Source organism: Pedobacter sp. GR22-10 (assembly GCF_026239715.1).
Classification (GTDB): domain Bacteria; phylum Bacteroidota; class Bacteroidia; order Sphingobacteriales; family Sphingobacteriaceae; genus Pedobacter.
In genome coordinates this window covers 378,223-401,459 of the sequence record NZ_JAPIVR010000002.1, presented here as the reverse complement: position 1 = coordinate 401,459, position 23,237 = coordinate 378,223, and the positions used below count along the sequence as shown (strand labels likewise).

The window sequence follows — 23,237 nt, the reverse complement described above, 5'->3', positions numbered from 1 at the left end:
TATCAGATTTATACTGTTTTTGAAAGTTTGAAGTCGCTGGTTATGTCGCCTGGTTGAGCAGGGATTTTAGATTCTGTATATACCGGCCGAAATTCAGTTCGAAAAAGTATTTGGTAATGAAGGGCTGTAAAAAAAGGGCCAGAGTGTATGCAGCAAGCCTTATTGGCAGCCCAAGGGATGACCAGGCGACAAATGCTGCCGGATGCTGATAGTACATTGTTGCCTCCAGTATCAGTATCAACATGATCAATATGAACCTGGTGAAATACAGTTGCTGTTTTGCATTCCGATCGAGCAGCTCAATATTTTCCTGAATGCTTTTTTTGATGGATTCCATACTGGTTTGCTCCATTTTTGCTACAAGCATATAACTGCGATAGTAGATAAGCGCCAATAGTAACATTAGCGGAATGATAAACCAGATAAATGCATTGCGCTGGAGTACGGGGTTTTGCACGGCGAAAGACCCAAGAAAAGTAGCCGCCAGTGGCAATAGGATCATTTGCTTTTTATATTTGCGCTTCAGCGTTTCGATGGCTCCGGTACTCTTCGTTACCGTTAGCTCATCTAAGTTATAAAGGGGTGTTTTATGTGCGGGCGTGGATTTATTCCAATCCTGTTTTAAGTCGTCGAGTTCCATTGTTAGTTTGTTTTGGTGATCTGGCGTAGTTTTTTTTTGGTGCGGTTCATCTTAACCCGGAGTGTTCCGCTGCTTATGCCTAGGATTTCTTCCATTTCATCGTAAGACTTATCCTCCAGGTAGAGCATCACCATTGCCTTTTCAATGTCGTTCAGGCGGGATATAGCGTGATACATGGCCTGTAGATTTTCTTCTTCGACCGGGATAAATGAATCTTCAGGTAGCTCTATCTTTAGCGAATCGATGTCCGATGCATAAAGTTTATTTTGTGTTTCCTGTACTGGGTTATGGCCACGTTGAGGCCTATACGGTAGAGCCAGGTTCCAAACTTCGATTCTCCCCGGAATTTTGGATAGGCCTTCCACAGCTGGATGATGATCTCCTGAAAAAGATCCTGCCTGTCTTCTTCGGTATTGCCATACAGCCGACAGATTTTATAGATCATCCTCTCGTGCGTCTTGACTAGTTGCCCGAAGGTTTGATGTAGGTCGATGTTCTTCAATTTTTTAATATTTGGACAGTAGGTCGCAAAGAGAAGAGAAAAGTTACATGATTTGATTTTTTTTTACTTATTATATCGGAAATATGCAGGTTGGTCTTCTTTAAGGTTTTGTTATCTGTCAATATTAGATTTTTTGTGTTCGAACGAAAAATATTCTTCCTACTGAATAAACCAAAGCTGACTGACCTCGCCGCACCCGGAATAAATCTACGTGAGGGTATTTTAAAAGCTTTGGTAGCATCGAAGCTTTTTTTATGGCATCAGTTTATATCCTTTTTTCAAAAAAATTAAATCGTTTTTATACCGGTTGTTGTCTGGATTTGCTACAGCGATTACAATTGCATAAGGATAAATTTTTACGGATAGTTTCACATCTAAAACAGACGACTGGGAACTGTTTTTTCACTATAAATGGCATTGATTACAAACAGTTTCAATTGATGTAATTGCATATCAAAAAAATGAAATTTTAATTTATATTAAAAACTTAAAGCAATATCCTGAGCTGGTGGCTAAACTTATTGAGCGATATCGTTAAAGGCAACCTCGATTGCTATCGGGGTGGTAGACGCACCATCTTGAGGGGGTGGCGCAAGTATGGATTTGGGACTTCGATCCGATAGCTATCGGATCTCCTCTTGGGTACTTTAAAAGCTTCGGTAGCACCGAAGCTTTTTTGTTTATAGCTTCAGTTTATATCCTTTTTTCGGATCGATACCAACTTCCTTGCGAAAGTCTTTGTGCGCAAAGTCCTAAGCAGTGGGCATGATTCGTGCCTTACTAAAATGATTATTGAATAATTAATTTATTGTGTTTTTGGAAAACAGAAGTTACCCAAAACATTTCCTCAATCGCTAAGACTTGCGCCAGTGTGAGTAATGCTGGTAATCAAAAGAAGACTGTGTCCTGGAATTAACATTTATGTATTTTTTAAAATATACTCATTCATTTAATTGTGAATATTTATGTCTATATTAAATTACATATTTATTATTTAGAATAATTATAAATCGATATATTTGCTCAATCTAAAATAACATTTATGAACAAAAATTTCTCTATTCTACTGATTGCATGCAGTCTTATCCTAAATTTCTCCTGTAAGAAGAGCCTTAATGAGGTACAAACCGATCATTCCCGCTTAGATTCTTTAAATAAAAGTGCCTTCATTGGGATTGATCAGGCTAAAAGCTATGCGCTAACTTTAAATCGTAAGCCCAGTGGTAAATTAATGTCGGGCTCCTTTGCCTCGGTTTCTAATTTGGCAAGCCGGAAGGGAACTTCCAGTGAGACGAATAGCGTAGATACCGTTTTTACGGTAAAAGATCGGGCTGGCATTAACGCCTTCTATATTATCAATTTTAAACCGAAAGGATTTTGTATCGTATCTGCTGATGAAAGGGCACCATCGTTACTCGCATATTCTGAGACTGCCTCATTCAACAAAGACAATGGAACGGAAGGTATACTGAGTTGGATGAATGATGTTAAGCATAGCATAGAGAACATTCGTGCAAATCAATTTGCAATTAAACCCACTGCTACATCTGATGTAGCCATTTCAAATAGTAAAAAAACAACCTCCTGGGTGAAGGAGCAATTGCCTGCAACCAGCGATGTAGCCATTTCGAGTGGTAAAAAAACAACCGCTTGGGTGAATGGTCAATTGCCTGCAACCAGCGATGATAATGTCCTGATCGAACATAAAGATCCTCTGGTACAAACTTACTGGGGACAAGGTGACGGATACAATGACCAATGTGACTATATGAGTTGCGGAAACACCTACGCAACCAACGGCAGGGCGGTTACCGGATGTGTAGCAACAGCCATCGCCCAGATTGCGGCCTATCATCAGTTCCCGTCTTCCTACAACTGGAGTTCCATGTCTAATTATTACGGAACACCCGAAACGGCCAGATTAATGCATAACATCGGCGTAGCGGTAGATATGGACTATAAATGTGACGGGTCGGGAACAAATGGCGGTACAAAAACTGTTGATGGTTTTAATTTATTAGGTTACTCCATGTCCAAAAGGGAATTCAAGGCATTCTCTGCCACCGATCCGACCAATGATTTTTTAAACGAACTGCGCGCTAACAGGCCTTTTATCATTTCTGGAGGCAGAAAGGGTTCCTTTATTTTCTTTAATACTTATAAAGGCGGTCATGAATGGGTATGCGATGGATTTTACCGCTATGAATATACCCGTATTGTGCAAATACCTGTAGATGACTATTTTGACGAACGCGTCGAAGTAACTTATCCAACTTATTTTCATATGAACTGGGGTTGGAACGGTTCTTATAACGGGTGGTATATGGTTGGGGATTTTGGGCCTACGATTACTAACTTCCGGGATGTTTACAGAGATGATTTTGAGGGTACTTACAATTACAAAAATATCATGTACTATAATATAAAACCGTTATGAGAAAAATGACAAGAGTAATAGCTTTAATCTTTATGATCTACCCGTTTTTTTCCTGCAAAAAGAAGGTTGCAAATGTTTCAGTGGAAACAAGTGTGATGTTTGCTGTAAAAAATAATGTACAGACAGATCTTCTGGCTCCTGGGACTGCAAACGGATTCAATCAGCAAAACATACAGATTTTTAACCTAATAGATGGTACGTATCAGCTGATAAACAAATCATCAATGGATTTTCCAAAAAATATTAAAATATTCAAGAAGCAGAATGCAGCGGAATATCAACTTGAATTATTCGTAAACACCGAAACAGATAAAAGCGGGATAAGTTATACCCTCATCCAATTTGGGGAGAATAAGCCGGATACAGTCAAGGCAGAAATCGTGAGAAACGGGGGTTCAATCGGATTAGGAAAGGTCTGGTTAAATAACGCGCTGATAGACAGAATTACCCCAACTGTTATTGTCAAATAATTGATATGCGATAATGTAAGTATTTGAACATAAGTCGAACATCCTACTGAGCAAAAAAAAGTATAAAAAGGAATCCCATTGCCGATGAGTACAATGGGATTCCTTTTTATATGAAAGATTATTACTTCTTTTTAGTTCTGAAAGTATATTTTTTAATTTGTTTATGGGATGCAAATTTCGCCTCTGTAGGGGTAATAGCTATATCCTCAAGTTAATAACTGATTTTAGTTACCAGGATCTTTCACTTTCTCCACCACGTCTTGTATGTTCTGCGGTAAATTTGAAAGTAAATTATAACCCGTTGCACTTTCTATATCGCGGACAGACACAATATAGTTCTTCCAGCTTGGATTTGTGCTGTTGATGTTGGGTGTGTTGATGGCAATAACCCGTGTAGAACTACTCACGCGGCTGATATCATTGTCTCCCGTTTTTAGCAGTACTGCCACTTTCCATACGTTTGCCGGCACAGTAACTTTGCCATTGTTGATGGTGTTCACTACCGACGCACTTGCCGAACCAATGCCGCCTGTGCCATAACTTCCCATGATCACATAAACCTCGTATCCGTTCAATGCCTGGGCGCGGAGATAGCTTTCAAAAGATTCCCATGTTTTCTGGTTGTTGTTCGGTGCCTGAGGGATCATGTTGGTCATCAGGAAAGTTGCTGAATTGGCAGTATTTGAGCTTGTACGGTCACCGCTTGGACAGTTATGACCCCTGTCAAAACCGGAACCTGAATAGCTGTTGCTCTGTACCTGGTACCAATTTGCCGGCAGGCCAGTAAATGAAGCGAAATCGTCTTTTCTGCTTGCTGCACCAGTAAAGTTGTTCGGATCCAGGTGCCAGCTTACCCAGTTTGGTGTTCCGCGGGTCATGCTGTAACTCTCGGTGTAATATTTTTGATCGATCAGGTAATTTTCTGCCGAAACCAGGTTGGCCGTAGCGCCTGATGGGTTACCAAAAAGTAAGTTTGAATTATCACCTCCGGCCGGTGGTGCATCCGCACCTGCATCCGGCGTGCCTCTTCCAGGGGTTGCTGTGGAGCCGCCGTTATCCACAGGATCCGTATCCGCTCCACCTACGGTAATGCCCGGATCACCTGTACCTTTAAAGATGATATCGTCGATGTTGATCCTGGTTGTACCGGCTTTTTTGATCTGAAAGCGTATTTTGCCTGTTGTATTCACCTTAAAGGAATCGGTAACCAGTGTGGTGCTGGTTTCTGTAATATCCGTACCTAACTGCGTGAAGGTTTTACCACCATCGGTAGAAGCCAGAAGCTGCCAGGTTGAACTGACGTCTGTTCCATATTTGGCATGGGAAACGTAAATCATTTGAGTCCCTGCAATATCAAAGTTCATGGACAGGTAACCTGTTCTTAACCGGACAGACTTCGCGCCATCCCTGGCATCAGCTGCAAGATTGCCCAGCAGCGCATCGCTCAATGTCCATTTGCCAGTTAGTAGCTGAACGCTGTCTAACGCATAAGCACCTTTGCTGCCAGATTCGAAAGTCTCCGTTATGACATAAGCAGTTGGCGATTTTGGTGGCGTGGTTGGTGTTTCATCTCCGATGCTTGTTTTTTTTGAACAGGAGGATAGGATCAGGATGCCGATAAATCCTGAATAGGTAAGGATGTTTTTTAATTTCACGCTTTGATTTTAATGTCTAGTTGTTCGCGTTAACATAGATCATTTTTCAATGCGGCACGAAGGTATGGAGAAAAGATGTCTGTTGTGTTAAGTTAATATTAACAAAGAGCAGGGTAATTGCAATTGGGTAGAATGCTGGTGTTTAATGCTCGTTTCGCCACGGTAACTACCTGTTTCACCACGTTCGATGATTGGTTTTGATTTCTTTGGCTGATTTATTTGGCTGAATTGATAGGGGAAGTCTCTGTTAACCAACCCAAATTAATTAACTGTTATAAACTGGTCCGGCAAATTTATATTTACTGTTTTGGAAAGCACAAGTCAGCCATAGTGGTTTCCCAACCGCTAAGACTTGCGCCAGGAAAGGGAATCCTTGACCTGAGGACTGTAATTTATCGCAAGATTGTAAAATCAATTTGTAATTGATATTCGCCCATGGCAGTTCCATGGAGTATCGACGAATATGTGCTTATTGAAACGGATGAACAATATGTAATGGGTATTTTGGAAGAAGCAGATGCGGATTTGCTTTCGTTTGACATTCACATAAGCCAGTTTTATCTTCACTTTTTATAATTTCGGCAATGACTTGAGTTATCGACGTGATGAACTTTTTATCTTTATAGCATTTGATTTCCGTTTCTTTCTGTGTTGGTTTTTTTAATGCTTTTCTTATTTCTACATGTTGTGTTTTTGTTATTTTGATTAGTTGTTATAAAGCAACATTAATTTACTTAATTCAAAAGTCACTTAGATTTCTATTATTTGTGCCGCTGTCAATTCCATGCTGATTCCGTTCTTGAAATTGACTTTCTTGGTTTCCGTCCTGAATTTTTGAAGGGACTGGACGATGTTGGTATTCACTCTTGGCTTTAAACTGTTGCAAATCTGTCCCCTAATCGAATCGTAATTGTCTACGTTATGATTTTCGGCAAACAGGCGGATGGCATTGATCAGCTGATCGGTCGCTTTTCCTACCCAGCCTGAAGAAACTCTTTCTTTAAGCTCGACAAAAATAAGCTCATTATTGACCTGGAGCATGCCGTCGCACAGGCTTTCGATATAAGCATCGTTTGGTGCCGGAAGGGATATGACTAAAGAGTGGTCTAGCCCATAAAAATGTGCTGTGAGCTGATGAGGATTATCAACTATACCGATCCATTTGTTTTTGTCCGCTTCCATGATGTAGGATGGGTTTTTGGCCGGTGTGGGGTCGTCGTATAGTCCAAACTCTTCTTTATTGGACTGGGTATGGTGAGCGCTAAAAAAGTCTACTGGCATTGATCTTCGATGTCTAGCAGTTGAGAAAATAGGATGTTGGACTGTTCCAAGATCTGGTTCAGGTAATTGTCGTCAGAAGGGAGGCCCTCGTAGCTGTCCAGCTTGATCACTTCTCCTTTGCGGTTGATCTCATAAATGACTAGTTCGTCGCTATCCAAAGCAGCTTTTGTAGGTACTATTTTTTCGATTTCCTGCAAGAGTTGTGTCTGTTTTTCGCATTTGTTAATCTTTGCCAAAACGGAAGCTGCTTTCACAGCCAGTGTGAGAAAACTGATGACGTAGGGGCTGTGCGTAGTCATGATCAGTTTATTTCCGCTGCTGCCATTGTTGAAGATAAGCAGACTCTTCAGTATTTCCCACTGCGAGGTTGGGAACAGGTTCTGTTCAGGTTCTTCGACGATATTGATGAAAGCTGTTTTCTTGTATTTGTTCGCGACTACTGATAATGCGGCCTGTCTCTGCTCTTCGGTCAGGTCTAGGTTATTATGGATCGATGCGATGTCTGTCTTAAAGCGTTCCAGCTCTTCGCTGTTCATGGGTTCGGGTGATTGCGATGATGCTTCAACGATGTTTGAAAAATACAATGAGATCAAATACAAGGGAACAACCGATTGGATGCCACTAGAAGCTTCATGCAAGTTGACAGTGTAGTCATCACCCCTCACCACCAAGGATTCGCTGGCGCTGTGATACATTAAGTCAAGTTCATTGATCGGCAACCGGATAATGCCACCATTCATGCTTCTGAGTACCTCCCTGTAAGTATACTGCAGGTCAATCAGAGTTTCTGGCACCATTCTGGAGCGCCTGTACTCATAGGTGAAGTTCAACAAGTTCCGTTCAGCGGGCATATATACTATCTGCGGCAGGTGATACTGTTGCTTTTTGCTTTTCTCAATTTTCACATGCTCACCGTCAATGGAGATATTGATCGAATCGCCGCGGTAGTCAATCTGGCTTGCTTTTTTGAGCAGCTTTTCGCCAAAAATATCCAGTTGTTCGGGCTTAAAGCCCTGCAGATAGGATTGGATATTGTGAAAATACAGTCGTTCATAAAACTGGCCAATATTTTTAAAGTATTCCAGTTCATAGTCGCCCCGAACGAGGGATTTTTCGATCCAGGTGAATGTGGAAATAAGCTTGGCAAGCGTACTTTTTCCGGTTCCTTGTGTACCGATGAACAGGGTGACCTTTTTAATGTCAATCCATCCATCGTTCTCTAGGTATCCCTTTTTGATTGGTCCGAAATTTTTCACTCTGATTTTAGCCATTGCGTTTATACGTATGTTCCAAAGTTAATAAAATGCCGCCGTAATGTCGAAGGAAGTTGGTTAAGTTCTTTACGCCAGGAACAGCTCCCTTTAATATTTGCGAGAGTTTTGTTCAATTTTAATCTGGTCAAGGTGATCTAATCGAAAATCACCTTGGATTTTTTTGACGCCAGATTAAATGAATTTTTTTCGTTCCAAATCCTCGATTATTGTCTCAATAATTAATAAAAACGATTTAATTGTTCAATTATTCCTGCTGATCGCTACTTCATCGGAGTTCAAGGTTTTTTAATCTTGGCTCCGGTTTTTTTATTTACTATTGATTTGTGCTTTAGTAGAAATGATTATTACGAATAAATGATTTATTAAGTTTTTGAAAGCACAAGCCAGCCACAACAGCGGCAACTGCTAAGACTTGCGCTAAAAAAGGAATGGATAAATACTAGTAGGAATTTTACCGTGATATATTTTAATAATAATTTTATATGTCGTTGATCAAATCAAATTTAAATTTCGCTAAAGGTTCTCTATTAACGGTTTCGTCATTTAAATCAATTCCCCACAATATTCTATTAATGTCATGTTTTTTCAAATTTAATTTTGAAAAAGTAGTTTTAATAGTGTTTATGTAAGATTTAGTATATATTCTTTTTTTCCATAATATTTCTGCTGCAATGTGCTTTTGACTGTTATATAGCAACTCCAAATCTACAATTTTATCAAATTCTTTTTTATCAACATTATTAATTTTATCTGCTACCACAATTGAAATTTTGTCTATCTCGTTTTTAGTATAAAAATTAACCTTTGAAACATTCGTTATTTCGAATACTGTATTTAATAAGATATTTTTCTCTCCAATTTCATAAAACGGATTAAGTTCATTGATAATTTTAGTGCTTTTACTTCTATTGCAGGTAGCACACGACGGAATAAAATTGAAAAACGAAGTGGCTAAAAATGGATAAATAGATTTCGGATAAATATGGTCTAAGTCATAGAATGTCTTATATTTTTTAGCCCTTGTAAGAGTCAAAGTGCCAACATAATTGCAATAAAAACAAGCTTTTAAATTCCATCTTAACTTATTGATAATATTTGGATATTGAGAATTTCTATAACTGTCATATCTAAGTGCTTCTACTACCATTTTTCCGAAATTAGTAGATATAGAGCCTTTAATACCGTTTATTATATAGATATTGTCAAACTCTTGTTTTTTCTGATAAAATTCTGAAGGCTTTAAGTTTAATAAATTTTCATATTCGCGAAAAAGCTTAATTATATATCTTTTCTGATTAGTATCGTTTAATGTCTTGTATAATTTTTTCAAACCCGTTCTAGGAAGAATAAAAGGCTTATTTCCTGATTGACGTCGATCACAGAAAAGAATATCATTAAAGTTTTTGACAGTTTTAATTAAACTGTTATCTATTTCAATCCTTTTCATTTTACCTAGCTTTTGATTTCAATTTCTTAATCCTTTGCTCTAAGATTATAATCTCTTCACTAAAATTTTGCGTATTTTCTAACAGTAAATCTTCCAACTTATAACGAATCAACTCTTCTCCTATAATTCCAATTTTTTTCTTTAAATTATCAATTAACTCTTTAGAGTCATCCGGCTTTAACTTTTCTAAATTTTTTATTAAATCGGTTATATACGTTTGTGCATACGATCCAATTGCTCCTTCCTTTAAAAAGAATTCATCTTTCAGTAAATCATAAATATTGGCTGCGAAAGAATTAATATTGTCTTGCTCTCTAGGTTTTCCATCCTCCAATTTTAAGATATTTTGTGATGGAATATCTGACAATATGAAAGGAGAGTGGGTAACCATTAATATATTATAATTGATATCAGTTTGTTTAGTAACCTTGCTAATTTCATTCAAAATATTTATCAGATCGTTAATATATCGACGTTGATACTCTGGATGTAGATATAATTCTAATTCATCAAAAATTAAATTGATGTTCTTGTATTTTTTCAGTTCATATCCTTCATTGACTGAAAGCAAATTATAGATGTGATACGCAACAGTTAAAACAGAATTCATCATATGTTGCTCACCAGAACTCAATGATATATATGAAAACGGAATTAGCTTCTTATTCTCTACCAATTCATTTCTTTTACTTTCATTTTTTTCATCTATTTTAACGACTTGCAAGACATGATTAAAAACAGCTAATGGTATGTCCTCTATTTTTTCTCTATTCTTAAAATACTCTTTCTTAATACTTACATTAAGATTTAAATCTTTTTCCTTTGCATGCAAAGAACTATTTTCAATATCAATACTATTGAAAATATTAAATTCGAAGTAATTTATAGCTTGTTTTAATTTAAAGGTGATGTGGCTATTATCATCCTTTAGATCATAAATATATTTATGAAACAAATGTTGTCTAAATTGTTTACCATTAAACAATTGCGTTATTAATTCTTTTGTAGGCTCTACGTTATCAAGAATATCATCTGTAGCGAATACCAAATTACTTAGATGCTTTCTAATCTCATTATGCTCAGAATTATCCAAAGCATAAAAAGACATAAATTCTTGTTTGATAAAAATTAAATCATCTTCGCTTAAGCTATGTTCATTAGCTCCAAGAGATAGTTCTAGATTTAATACTATATTTTCATAAACAATCTCTTTATTGATGCGATTTCTAACATCGTTTGCTATTTCCGAATTAACATTTATATTATTTAATATCGCTTCACTTGAATTTTTAAAATGCAAATCAAAAGACAGTGTACGATAAAACAAAAAGTGATATTTTTTATATTTTTTATAACTTTTAGAAATCTTGTATAATTTCTTGAAGATATATAAATACGTTAATGCTTTATAAAAGTCGGTGTTTTGAACATTATTTTTAAATATCGACTCATTATTTTTATCATTAGTTTTAATATTAAAGTAAGAACCTATTTTTTGTATGCTAATTAGCTTATCATAATTATCTCTGAACAGTAATTGGTTGTATTCTTCTTCGGTTATACTAATGTCGAAGAAAATCTCTAATACTTTAAAAGTAGTTTTGTTTGGATTTTCTATTTTAAGGATTTTTAGTACATCAATCTCAAAATAGATATTGTGAATGTATATGTTTTTAATAATTTCTTTTAGACCTAATACATAGGTATAGAATACTGCCCTTGACTGCATCAAGATGTATTCCCTGTTGATATCAAAATTACCATATTCCTTAAACGGATTAATTACAATAGGTAGCTGATACGAATCATTCTTATGGAAAATTAAATCAACCCAAGGAATTGAATTAGCATTTAACCCGTAAATTGAATAATTTAAAACGTTTGTATAGAAATCAAAGCCATCATAACCAATGTTTTGATCTTTGTCAACATTATAAACTATATTCAAACCATCTATTATTCTCAAATAATTTTTTGCGTTTATATTTTCATTACTAATTTTTAGTATCTGTATTATTTCATTATGGTTTTGAAGAATAATTTCTAGATTGACTTTATCCTTTAAGATGTTTTCATCACCTTTATTTAAATGCTTTTGATTACAAATTAATGTGGCATAATAAAATAACTCCATCAAAGCACTTTTACCACTTCCATTTTGACCAACTATAGCAGATACGTTAATATCCTTTCCATATAGATTTGATGGAACAGTTGGATTATAGATTATGCTCTTTATGCTTTTGTCATCTGCTAAAGTATACGAGTACTCATTGTACAATCGATAAATGCAATTTACTTCAAGACTTTTGAGTAGATCAGGAGACGTACCGTCTAGTGGGCGAAGTGCAAGGAATTTAAAGCCGTTATAATCCATCAAATATTTAAAAATTAGGTTCTATTTTAGTTTAATTATTTCATCTCTCTACTGTTGTTAGTTAGCTAACAACAACGATTGAAATTAGGGTAGTTTTTTCTTGGTTATCAGTGCGAGTTAAACTTTTTTAGTTAATATTTGAATTCCTCCCTTTTCCCTGAACTGGGATTTCAATCTTGTATTTATCTACTATAGCTGTAATATCTTCATCAGTTTTGAAATATAAACCTTGAATTTCTTCTTTGACATAATCAGTCATTAGTATAAATTCTTTATTCCACGATTTGTTAGGGCCATTTATAACTCTTTTATAAATTATCGAATTTTCAAATGTTAAATCTTGAATAAATTCTTCAAGCCCATCTGTTTTTTTACTTTTGATTTTGTTTTAGATTCTAATAACTCAAGTATATTATCGGAGTTAAAACTAAATTCAAAATCAATAGATTTATTTAGATCATTAAAATCAGTTTGGGTAATAGAAAAGTTTTTAATATTCAGAAAAGTTGCAAGTGCATTCAATACTATAGTTTTACCAGCGTCATTTTTACCTACAATAGATGAAAACCTTGTTAAATTTAATTCTCGAATATCTTTTACTCCACGATAATTGGTTATTTTAATTTTAGATATGTACATATTTAAAGTCGTTAATTTAGTATTCTTCTTAGTTCAATAAGCTATAAAACATTAAGCGGTATAGTAAATGCCATTATTTCTATATATAAGAGTTTTTTATAGCCTCTTTGAAAGACATAATTTTGTGTTCCATAAACTATAGTAGTTAACTTTAAATGAATTGTAAGTAAAACCATATTTTAAGCAATTTTAATAGTGCTTAATTTATCAAATGCTTTTATTACTTTCTTCTGGATATGGTTTTTGATGAGAATGAGAGTTCATTAAATTAAAATTATAATGTCTAAGTTAAATTTATTTTCTAGGAAATCGATTATTATAATTTAACTCATAACTAAAATTAGCACATTATAATTAAAAATAACTCTCCAAATTTTGCGAGGACCTGTTTTTAGTATTACATTTAGTGTGTGAATAGAACGATATATGAAAGTTAATTACAATCATAAATTCGAGCTAGTGCTTAGGTCATATTTGTGTTTGGCAATTGTAAAATGCCCTCACCATCCGCAAGGGCTTAAATTTAGTTTACCCATTCCTCACTCAAAACTCCCTTTTCCAACCACATAACTATAAATAACCGCATACTCCATTCCGTTCTTTTCAAAATACCCTAAAGGAATATCGCCTTTTTCGAAGTAGGCAGATTTGTTTTCTTTAGGAATACCACAAAGCATTATATTAGTTTCTGTTTGATGATAAACAACATCTTTTCTATGGTTTGCAATAGCCATCAATGCAGATAAACTTTTGCTCGATCCTTTTTGGTGATACTTTGGATGGTGCGGGTGTTGATTGGCTAATACCCAGGCACCTGGTACCATTGGTTTATAAAATTTGCCTAAAGGGATATCGAACCGGCGTGGTAAAAAACAAGAGGCTATTGTTCCATTGGCATTAATGGTTCCGGTTTCTATAAAGAAATGGGTGATTTGAATCCAATGCCGGGTGAGCTGATACACATATTCCCGAATGGAATTTTGCCCGTCTTCTAAAAATTCTGCCCATCCCGTGTATCGTGGCAAAGTCATCATGATTTCAGAAACATGCCCATCAATGTGATGTAAGGTAGCCTTTACCGCACAAATGGCAGGTAATACATTCATGTTGGCTGATTCAGCTGCGACCTGAGTAGGGAGCTGTGTGTGTTGTTTTTTACTTTTGGCAGTTTGCATAACCTAAAAATTAAAAAGTATCCTGGTCGCTGCAAACTGCCAAATAACTCTTTTCAGAGATATAGGAAATGTGGGGCTACCACTCGACCAGGAATATTGTTAAAAATTAATTGTTGTTTTGGATCTCTGATGTTAAGTGAAAAAATATATTATTTAACAGTTTGCATCACTAATATAGAAATAATATCTCAAAACACAAAGGAAAATTTTGATTATTCTGGTTGCAGCAAACCGCAAGTTAAATTATTCCAAAATTAATTGGTGTATAACCTTGTTGCCAATTTGAAAGATTGCCAGCCCGTTGCCGGCAGGCTTCGTCGTTTCTCTTTGCAATGACGACCAATTTTTCTTAAATAAAATTTTGCACCCCGCTAATCCTTAATGATAAGCTCAATAAGCGATTCAAATGGTCAAAAGTATTCTTGCTGATCGGCTCAGTTATTGGCTTAATAACCGGTAAAAGCGATTTAAACTTTAGCTGATTTACGTAGATGTTGTCATTTAATTTTCAAGGCTTGCTCGTAATACAGTAAGTCTTTGCTTTATTCACACTGTTCTTAAAGATTAAGAATTCTTTAGGATGTTGGATGCAACTGGTTCAGTTAACTATGATGAAGTATTTTGCTTAGTTGATAAAGAATGCTAAATATTAATTCAAATTTTATCCTTAAAGGTACCATCTATCGATTAAACCCTATATCCCTAATCACTGGTGATGGTATTCTTTAAAAATTTTGGCTATTGTTGAATATTTAATCCATCTATTTAGCAGATTAATTAATGTAGTATTTATTTTATAATACTTAATTATAAGTAATTTTAATTTTGTATGATTAATATTTTTTAGTTATTCTATTTATTTGTAATTTACATGTAGTAAATCTTAATCTAACATTTAATGCTCGAAATCAATATCGTAAACCATTTACAGTATACTCTTGTCACCAATTTGGTAATTGGTACGCGAAATCAATTCATTAGATATGTACCGAACTGTAATTTTTCGGGGGCGGGGCTAAATTCTTTTTTAACCAGATCATTTCGTTTTACCAGTCAGGTTAACAAATTTATTTTTTCAAAGCCAACTATGTCGTTTATAAATGCCGTATAAAACTCATTTAATATAAATCACAAATCCAATTATCAACCTTAAAATTAAATTATTATGGGAGGAGTAGTAGCAGCCGCTGGAGAAGCGGCAGTAGCAGCCGGAGAAGCGGCAGTAGCAGCCGGAGAAGCAGCAGTAGCAGCCGGAGAAGCGGCAGTAGCAGCCGGAGAAGCGGCAGCAGCCGGAGAAGCGGCAGCAGCAGGTGAAGCGGCAGCAGCAGGTGAAGCAGCAGCAGCAGGTGAAGCAGCAGCAGCAGGTGAAGCAGCAGCAGCAGGTGAAGCAGCAGCAGCAGGTGAAGCAGCAGCAGCAGGTGAAGCGGCAGCAGGTGAAGCAGCAGCAGGCGAGGCAGCAGCAGGTGGTAACCCTGAGCCGGTAGGACCAGGAGATGGGCCTCAGCCAAATATTATTGAAGATGATCCGGTAGCAGAAATCAAGGATGATGCGAATATGGAAAATGCAGATAATGCTGTTAAAGATGCTGAAGCCCAAATTCCAGAAGCGCAAAAAACAAGCACCTGGAAAGACTTCTTTTCTAAAGCATGGGGAATAACCAAAACAGGTATTAATGTTGTCAATACTATTGGTGGCTTAGCTGGATTCGGCTATCTGTTGTATTCTATCTTCAAAAAAGACCCTAATGCCCAATCAAACGCAACTAAAGCAGGATGGACCCCGGAACAATATTTAGAGTGGAATGAACAGGTATCTGTATGGAGTGGATTAAGTCTTGCCGACCGTTATAACAGGATGCACGCATTATTCACAAACATTTCGTGGACACCGCAGCAAAAAGTGTATTTATGTAACTGGCTTTACAATACCTTTTGGACTACCGATGGCAGTACTTTCAAAATCAATATTTCCTCAAAATTGGCTATCTATACACAACTTTCAGAGCAGGCCGATGATGCTTCAATGTGGACGGTATTGAATACAACGGTAACACAACCTACTGGGCAAGCGGCCCCTTTTGCACTTGGTTGTAATTTAGTGGTGATGGCTTTGACCGTTAAGTACAATTTAGGTAAAACAACCGCAACATCTTAGATATCTTAATCACTTACAGGCAGCAAGCAGATAATCTTATCATGTTTGCTGCTTTTCTTACATTGTATGGAGAATGTCATTGCAATTGTTAAAGTATTGTATACTTTGATATTTATTTATTTCCTGTACCTCATGCTCTTTTGGGATTTACCCAAAACTTCATTTTTCAAAAAAATTATTACCTCACAGAATAAATTTATTTACCGTTTTGGCCTGGCATACGAGTTTTCCTTGTTTTCTCCTATTCCTGTATCCCAGAATTTTTTATTCAGCTTTGAAATCGAAAATGTAAACGGTTCTGTTGTGTTGTTCGATCTCAATGGTTATTCGATGAAAGGCAGTTATCAACATAGTAAAAATGTACGTTACGCTAAACTGCACCATCACTATTTATCGGCCACGGAAACTTTTTCAAAAAAATCTATATGTTGTTATGTTTTGCAGGAATACCTGAAGAGACCATCGGCTGAAGTTCCAAAGTACATCCACATTATGCGCTATTGCCAAAAAGCACCTAAATCCTCGCCCGACAAATGGAGTTGGCGTGGTGGTCGGATTTATACCTATATAGTACCTCACTCCTAATTCGTTCAGCTATGTTATTGTCATTTAATCTGGAAGATTTGCTCAAATTTTGGGATACTTTATTATTTTCTGAGGTGCCGGCCATTAATATTTGTTTATTTAGATGTTTAACCGGCATTGTCCTTTTTATAGACACCTTAATGTGGATCAAGGATAGAAGATGGTTATTATATGTTGATGGTTGGTTTGCATATGATGATTTTAAGGTGGGATTCAGTAAGCATCGTTTAAGTTTATTAAACTACCTTCCTCCAAATAATCGTTCGGTTAATCTGTTGCTATATGGTCAGCTTGTGCTGTCGATATTTTTAATCCTGGGACTTTTTTCTCAACTGGCTGCATTTTTATGCTATATTACCATGTTATCTATTCATAGTCGAAATCCATATAGCTGTAATTCAGGCGATATCATCCTCCGGTTTTTTTGTGTTTTTCTGAGTCTGGTTCCATCAGGCCAACAAATTTCTTTAGCTTCTTCGTCATTTATTGATATAAACCTTACCTCATGGCAGTTTTCGCTAATTATGGTACAACTTTTTATGGTTACTATTTATTTCAAAAATATCTATTATAAATTTCAGGGTAAATTGTGGAGAGACGGTTCTGCTACACAAAAAGTGCTAAACGTTCGAAATTGGATAGATATTGCTTTGCCTAAGTTTTTAGATAACAGGCCGTTTCACAAAATATTAACCTATACAACGCTTTTGCTGGAAGGAGCAATGTTTTCTTTAATATGGATAGATGAGTTTCGGTATCCTGTACTTATTGGTACAATATTGCTACACCTTGGAATGGCCATCTTTATGAAGGTAAAACTTTTCCAGATGACCATGATTACTGGTTTGGTTGTGTTTATAAAACCAGTTGATCTGATCCATTTATTTCAATATATCGGTCATGTTAGATAATTCATTATGCAGTTAAATGATTGGGTGGGTGAGTTAGAAGAATTCAGACTTGCACAAAAACTTCCTTCTCTTGAACTGCTTATTCATGCAGGAGGCAATGAAATAGTCCACTGTTCAAATGGTTATTTCGATATACATGAAAAACGCTTGTTGCAAAACAATTCGATATTCAATGTAGCCAGTATTACCAAAATCCTTACAATTCTTGCTATATATAAGCTTGAAAATGAAAATATATTAGGTTTAGATCAAAAAATATTCGATCATATTTCGTATTTACTTCCGTCAGTTGTGGATGATAGACTGAAAGAAGTTACATATGAGCAGCTAATTTTTCATGAAAGCGGATTGGGCTTTGGTTTACCTGTTTATGAGGATGGGGCTATAATGTTGGATCTTATCCTAGAAAACCCTTTGTTACAAGATCCCGGAACTGGCTTTAAATATAGTAATTTGGGCTTTCTGCTTTTGGGTTTTGCGATTGAGCAGCTTACGGGCCAAAGATATGCATCTTACATCAGAGAACATTTTTTACAGCCACTGGAGATGATCGATTCCGGATTTAGTTCTGAATCCTATCACATCAAAAAAAACTGTCCGATTGCATATCAGGCAAAAGACGTTTTTAGGGATGTTAAAAACCTGAAAGATTTTCGGAAGTGTGATGAGTTTAGAATGGCCGATCCGAGTAGCGGATTATATACAACAAGTAAGGATCTGCTAAAGCTTATGCGCTTTCTGCAGGGAGTTGAAAGCACATCTGTAATGCAAGAAATTCAGGGGCTTCCCATTCAGGAGGTGCTGTTTAGGAAAAATGAATGTCGAAAATATATGCGGGTGCTTTATGGTCCAGGTTTTTTTCAAACCAAATCCGCTGGTCATTATGTTGCCTTTGTTTCAGGGTTTTCCATTGGTTACAGCTCTTTAGTATGCATGATTCCCGAACTTGATATTACCTTGATTGCGATGACAAACCAGTCTTATGCACAAAGTCAGTTAACAGTATTGGGGATGGGGTTGATTTATTCATACTTAACCAGGAACATGTGGCAGATCAGGCAAATTATTAAACGGGTTTATCAAATGCCTGAAGCGTACCAGTTTTATTATGCTCAGGATAAAAAAATGCAATTGCTGATCTGGACCGGCAATTCAGCAGGTGTTTACCTTTACCATGAAGGCAAAAGCATCAAATTGGAATTTATAGATCATGATCTCGCTATCCATGAAGATTTATTAATGATGTTGTTTTTGGACATCAGTCAGAATAAAATTCAATCGATTCATTTTAATGGTACGCAATACCTGCCGGATGCAACGACACAAAGCGATAATTATGATGATTTATACCACCATCTCACTGGCGTGTACGAGAATAGTTTTTTTGGGAAAATTTGGATCCAGGCTAAAAATAATGCTGTTTACTGTATTCAGGGTAATCAACGTGCAGAACTGATACCTGAAACTAGACAAAGATTTCGTATGAAAGGTTCTTTGTTTTTCGATTTGGAGTTTTTAACCTTTAGTAATTTTAACAATGATGAAAAACCATATACCGTCCGGTTTTCCGGATTGGATTTCAGTAGAATTACGAGATAGATTTTATCAAAATCTTGCAGAATCTGTTGATAGTGAACGAACCACGCTGAATCATATTCAAGAAGCAACCGTGTTGGCTTCCCAACATCGAAAACCAGCGGATAATGGCAGCGAGGTTAAAAAAGTTTTACTTGTAGGCTACTGTGGTGCCGGGAATTTGGGCGCAAACATACGTGTGAAATGTTTGAGTGATTTTTTTTTGGCATACCATATTGAATGTACCATTTTATTGATGGGATGGGACGATTATTGGAATACGCATGAAAGGACAATCATTCTCGATGAATATTTTCCTCTTTTTTTTCTAAAAGAGATTCCGAACTATGATGCTGTTATTACCTGTGAAGGCTCGATGTTTAAATCTTTTTTCTCGAACTCACTTACATTGATGCAGTCTGCTGCACTTCTAATCGCACGGGCCTACGGAATTCCAACCCTGGCCTACGGCGCTGAAATTGGAAAAATGCACGATTGGATAGAAAAATCTCTTGTGCCTCTGTTAACCACGATTCCGATATTTTCTAGAAGCGAAGCATCTTATCAACGCGGAACGTCTTTAGGATTAACCGTTTTCGAAGGAGTGGATTCTGCTTGGCGGTATACTGGAGAAAAATTTTTAGATAAAAAAGATGAGGATGTTTTGAAGATCGTTGTATGTCCAGTTGATCCCTTTCAATTTCCACTTAAACTAATCACCGGCGACAAAATTGGCAATACAGGAGAAAAGTTTCGGGATCAACTATATTTTGACGCCAATCCGGGAAAAGCCAATCAGTTAAAAGAGCTGATGAATGAAATTGGCCAGGCTATTATCACCGCCATGCAGGGAAAAAAATATCAGGTAGATATTGTGGCCATGGATGAGATGGATAATAATGCTTGTGAGGTCTATCAGGAATTATTTACTGAAAGCTCAATTTTACATATTGCAACAGCATCCAATAGTACCGCACGATTGAATGTTTTGGCCGAAGCCGATCTTTGCATTACACAACGTTACCATGCAGCAGTTTTATGTATGGCTCAGTTTATAAACGTTATCGGCATCGCAATAGACGAGCGGATTCCCAATTTGTTTGCTGAACTAGATGCCAGATCTGTTGTGGTAAACTATCTGGATCCCGAACTGGAATTAAAACTGGGAGCAGAGATAAAACAACAGTTGGAAACAGGTGAAAAAGAGAAAAACAAGAATGCTGATTTTGTAAAAAACAACCGTTATCGGTTAGATGTAATGAATGAAAATGTGTTGAGATTTTTGGAATTGGAATGGCAGATTCATCCCGATAAAATTGATCTTAACGGAATTTGGAACAATACTTTGCTTGAGGTGTTGATATCAAATGGTCTCCGTAAAGTGCTCGTTGCCAATGGATCCAGAAATATGAATCTGCTGCATCAGTCACTAGAGAATGTTCAGCTGGAAGTTTTACAGTTTAATCAAGAAGCTCAGATGGCATTCTTTGGTTTAGGCCATTGCCATAAAACCAGGAAACCTTTATTGCTCGTCACAACCAGTGGATCGGCAATGCTGCACTGCCTTCCGGCAATTGCAGAAGCCTACAAGCAAAATTTGCCACTTATTTTGCTCACAGCCGATAGACCAGCATATATGCTGGCAGCAAACGCTCCACAAACTCTTGATCACTTATCGTTTACAAAATGTATTACAACACGCCAATTTGCCCTTATTGAACCCGCAGGTGAGGCCAATGCAGTATTGAAGTATGCTCGGCAATTGAAAGAACTCAATGATGTTTTAAAGAATGATCTCTTACGTGGACCCATTCATATTAATCTACCGCAAATGGGACACCTTGGGGCCTTAGAAATAGTTGATTATACGGACTATCCATTTATCCCCAAAAGTACCTCGCATCCTTTTTTTAATTTTAGAAGTGAGGGGAATCGGATGAACATAGAGAAATTACAAGATAAAATAAAAGCAACATTTAGTGGTAAAGGCATTATTGTTTCAGGGCCAATCCCAACTGAAGGGATGAATGGGGTAATCAAATTGGCTGAGGCTATTGGTTTTCCAATTCTTTCGGATATATCCGCTAAGTACAGGCAAAATACTGAAAACAACATGGCTCACGGAGATATATTGGCTTACAGTGCATGGATGAATAGCCAGGTTTATGATATCATTATTCTGATAGGTTCATCGCCTGTAGCTTTATCTGTAAACCAGTTTCTAAAAGTACAGAAATGTCCTATACTGATTCTGGAGTATAATAAGGTTACCTATTATCCAGGTAACGAAGATGCAATTTACCTTTCGCAGCCAGGAGATGAGGACTGGCTACATTTGGAGAAGGTTTTGTCAAATCACGATCGTGAATGGTTGAAAATGTGGAAAAGAAGAGATCGGCTAATTTCTGTTGAAATGTGCGCCATCGTAAAAAATATGCCTTTTTCAGAGTTATATACATCGTATCAAATTTTTAATTGTGCTGAAGCCGAAGTCTGTTTTATCGGGAATTCTCTCCCGATTAGGCATGCCAATCTACTTACGCATGCAAGCTCGAAATTTACTGCTTTTTATTGTAATCGGGGGGTGTCAGGTATCGACGGGCATTTGTCGGCATTTGCAGGGTTGATCCATCAATTTGCAAAAACTTCGGTTTGCGTAATAGGCGATTTAACTTTTTATCATGACGTTGCCGGATTAGAGGTATTGGCAAAATATTATAGAACTAGTCTGCAGTCAATTACAATATATGTAATCAATAATGGGGGAGGGAGGATTTTCGATTTTATAAAGCTAAGTGAGGATTCTGCTTTGCCAATGCCAAAGCAAGATGTACCAACCGTGTCTATTGAGCGGCTGTGTAAGGCTTTTGAACTGCCTTACTATGTTTGCGAAGGAAAGCGATCACTTCATCATATTTTCAAAATACCGGGCATTAAAATAGTCGAACTGAAGTTTAACGAAGCCTGGTCTATCACCGATCAATATTCGGTATTGATTAATAAGCTTTTGCAATCGGTATAACTAAAGCGATTTTAAAATTTGTTTTTTTTCGTTGATCTTCTTTAACTCGCTTATCACATCTTCCGGCACCCAGGTTTCTAAGGCATCATCAGGCGTCGCTGCGAGTTCATCAAAATCGACCATAAAACCAAGTGTCTTAGCAGAACGCCTGGTTAAAATGCCACTATCACTTAAAGATTTCATGAGGTAGTATAAAAACGTTTCTTTATCCACAAACATTTGCTTGCTTTTTTCGGGTGTAAATAATTCATGCATAGCAACTTGCATTTCTTGTGCCGTAAAGTTATATTTTTGATAGATGTCGGCTTTTTCTGTAGGACTTATCAGGTGTACAATAGCGCCAAGGAAACTTTTTACCGTCCAATCTTCCAGTTCATTCCGTACAGATGGATCTAGGTCGCCCACTTCATATTCTGCCCAGGTTTTACCAAATTGGTGGTGGTGTGATTCATCGATTAATACCAGTTGAAAAAGCCTTTTCAATACAGGATCGACAGCATATTTTCCAAATATTTTAAAAACTCCAACGGCAAGACCTTCAATTAACAATTGCATCCCGGCAATTTTTTTATCAATAGCGTCCAATGATAGTAGTTCACACACAAAATCCTGCATGGGCTTTACCATCGGCATTGGGCTACCAAAACGTATGCTGATATATTTCGAAAAAGCAGAGACATGTCTTGCTTCTTCAGTCGCTTGGTTTGCTGCAAATTCCTGTATCCCGGGATCGAGTAAGGTTTGGCTCAGATTTGATGAAACAATTAATGCCGCCTGCTCTCCATGCAACAATTGAGAAAGATAAAAATGCATAATATCATTTCCAAGTTTTATTTGGTCCGCTTTAGATAACTTTGCCGCAACCGAGGTTTGTAATTCATCAATCTGGATGGGATCAATGATAAGTGCCTGTGTCACATCAAATGGAATAGCAAAATTTATGTAACGCTCATCAAAGGGATCCCAGAAATGATTAACAGATTTACTGACCTGAACACGTAATAGGTCTGATCTTTCCGAATAGCGTTGAGGTTCAACCATTTTACGGAAATCATTGGGCGAGCAATATCTGAAGGGGTGCATATTTTGAGG

At 36.8% G+C, this 23,237-nt stretch carries 19 protein-coding genes; 8 read left to right on the top strand and 11 right to left on the bottom strand.

All coding sequences use genetic code 11. The features are described 5' to 3' along the window. Positions 1-40: 40 nt before the first annotated feature. The 3 genes from OQX64_RS09130 to OQX64_RS22550 are packed head-to-tail and all read right to left on the bottom strand — an operon-like array spanning position 41 to position 1,085. Positions 41-640 carry a hypothetical protein gene (locus OQX64_RS09130; protein ID WP_265818537.1) on the bottom strand — a complete coding sequence of 200 codons (600 nt, stop codon included), beginning with the start codon at positions 638-640 and terminating at the stop codon, positions 41-43. Positions 641-642: 2 nt separating this feature from the next. Next, complete coding sequence (locus tag OQX64_RS22555) at positions 643-816, bottom strand: RNA polymerase sigma factor (protein WP_416240470.1); 174 nt, start codon at positions 814-816, stop codon at positions 643-645. A 56-nt stretch (positions 817-872) separates the two neighbouring features. After that, positions 873-1,085 carry a sigma-70 family RNA polymerase sigma factor gene (locus tag OQX64_RS22550; protein ID WP_416240473.1) on the bottom strand — a complete coding sequence of 71 codons (213 nt, stop codon included), beginning with the start codon at positions 1,083-1,085 and terminating at the stop codon, positions 873-875. 1,099 nt (positions 1,086-2,184) lie between these two features. Between OQX64_RS22550 and OQX64_RS09120 the strand changes: the two genes are divergently transcribed. Then, positions 2,185-3,579 (top strand): C10 family peptidase, encoded by a 1,395-nt coding sequence (locus OQX64_RS09120; RefSeq protein WP_265818535.1) that lies wholly within the window; start codon positions 2,185-2,187, stop codon positions 3,577-3,579. Beyond that, positions 3,576-4,049, top strand: a complete 474-nt coding sequence (locus OQX64_RS09115) for a hypothetical protein (RefSeq protein ID WP_265818534.1) — start codon at positions 3,576-3,578, stop codon at positions 4,047-4,049. The genes OQX64_RS09120 and OQX64_RS09115 overlap by 4 nt, the downstream gene beginning before the upstream one ends. A 224-nt stretch (positions 4,050-4,273) precedes the next feature. On the opposite strand, the gene OQX64_RS09110 is transcribed toward OQX64_RS09115, so the two are convergent. After that, positions 4,274-5,704 (bottom strand): DNA/RNA non-specific endonuclease, encoded by a 1,431-nt coding sequence (locus OQX64_RS09110; protein ID WP_265818533.1) that lies wholly within the window; start codon positions 5,702-5,704, stop codon positions 4,274-4,276. 435 nt (positions 5,705-6,139) lie between these two features. Between OQX64_RS09110 and OQX64_RS09105 the strand changes: the two genes are divergently transcribed. After that, positions 6,140-6,280, top strand: a complete 141-nt coding sequence (locus OQX64_RS09105) for a hypothetical protein (RefSeq protein WP_265818532.1) — start codon at positions 6,140-6,142, stop codon at positions 6,278-6,280. Positions 6,281-6,454: 174 nt separating this feature from the next. Here the strand turns inward: OQX64_RS09105 and OQX64_RS09100 are convergent, their stop codons facing one another. The 6 genes from OQX64_RS09100 to OQX64_RS09075 all read right to left on the bottom strand — a co-directional run bounded on the left by OQX64_RS09100 (position 6,455) and on the right by OQX64_RS09075 (position 13,897). Continuing rightward, positions 6,455-6,985 (bottom strand): hypothetical protein, encoded by a 531-nt coding sequence (locus OQX64_RS09100; RefSeq protein ID WP_265818531.1) that lies wholly within the window; start codon positions 6,983-6,985, stop codon positions 6,455-6,457. Beyond that, positions 6,976-8,256, bottom strand: coding sequence for an AAA family ATPase (locus OQX64_RS09095; protein ID WP_265818530.1), 1,281 nt, complete (start codon positions 8,254-8,256; stop codon positions 6,976-6,978). Before OQX64_RS09095 ends, OQX64_RS09100 begins: the two co-directional genes overlap by 10 nt. Before the next feature lie 481 nt (positions 8,257-8,737). Next, on the bottom strand, positions 8,738-9,706 hold the full coding sequence (locus tag OQX64_RS09090) for an HNH endonuclease (RefSeq protein WP_265818529.1): 969 nt from the start codon (positions 9,704-9,706) through the stop codon (positions 8,738-8,740). Position 9,707: 1 nt separating this feature from the next. Then, a complete protein-coding gene (locus OQX64_RS09085) occupies positions 9,708-12,083 on the bottom strand; it encodes an AAA family ATPase (protein ID WP_265818528.1) in 2,376 nt (791 codons plus the stop codon). A gap of 333 nt (positions 12,084-12,416) precedes the next feature. Continuing rightward, positions 12,417-12,722: an AAA family ATPase gene (locus OQX64_RS09080; protein ID WP_265818527.1), complete on the bottom strand. Its 306-nt coding sequence runs from the start codon at positions 12,720-12,722 to the stop codon at positions 12,417-12,419. A gap of 539 nt (positions 12,723-13,261) precedes the next feature. Further along, positions 13,262-13,897, bottom strand: coding sequence for a hypothetical protein (locus OQX64_RS09075; protein ID WP_265818526.1), 636 nt, complete (start codon positions 13,895-13,897; stop codon positions 13,262-13,264). Positions 13,898-15,062: 1,165 nt separating this feature from the next. Here OQX64_RS09075 and OQX64_RS09070 point away from each other — a divergent pair. The 5 genes from OQX64_RS09070 (at position 15,063) to menD (ending at position 22,145) form a co-directional block, all read left to right on the top strand. After that, positions 15,063-16,052: a hypothetical protein gene (locus tag OQX64_RS09070; RefSeq protein WP_265818525.1), complete on the top strand. Its 990-nt coding sequence runs from the start codon at positions 15,063-15,065 to the stop codon at positions 16,050-16,052. Between the two features lie 66 nt (positions 16,053-16,118). Further along, the gene (locus tag OQX64_RS09065) at positions 16,119-16,637 is read left to right on the top strand and encodes a hypothetical protein (RefSeq protein WP_265818524.1); all 519 of its coding nucleotides are present in this window, start codon (positions 16,119-16,121) and stop codon (positions 16,635-16,637) included. An 11-nt stretch (positions 16,638-16,648) separates the two neighbouring features. Further along, positions 16,649-17,548, top strand: coding sequence for a hypothetical protein (locus OQX64_RS09060; protein WP_265818523.1), 900 nt, complete (start codon positions 16,649-16,651; stop codon positions 17,546-17,548). Between the two features lie 6 nt (positions 17,549-17,554). After that, positions 17,555-19,147: a serine hydrolase domain-containing protein gene (locus OQX64_RS09055; RefSeq protein ID WP_265818522.1), complete on the top strand. Its 1,593-nt coding sequence runs from the start codon at positions 17,555-17,557 to the stop codon at positions 19,145-19,147. Continuing rightward, entirely contained in the window at positions 19,086-22,145 is a 3,060-nt protein-coding gene (menD, locus tag OQX64_RS09050; RefSeq protein WP_265818521.1) for a 2-succinyl-5-enolpyruvyl-6-hydroxy-3-cyclohexene-1-carboxylic-acid synthase, read from the top strand. The genes OQX64_RS09055 and menD overlap by 62 nt, the downstream gene beginning before the upstream one ends. On the opposite strand, the gene OQX64_RS09045 is transcribed toward menD, so the two are convergent. After that, a complete protein-coding gene (locus tag OQX64_RS09045; RefSeq protein WP_265818520.1) occupies positions 22,146-23,228 on the bottom strand; it encodes a ferritin-like domain-containing protein in 1,083 nt (360 codons plus the stop codon). Positions 23,229-23,237: the final 9 nt, after the last annotated feature.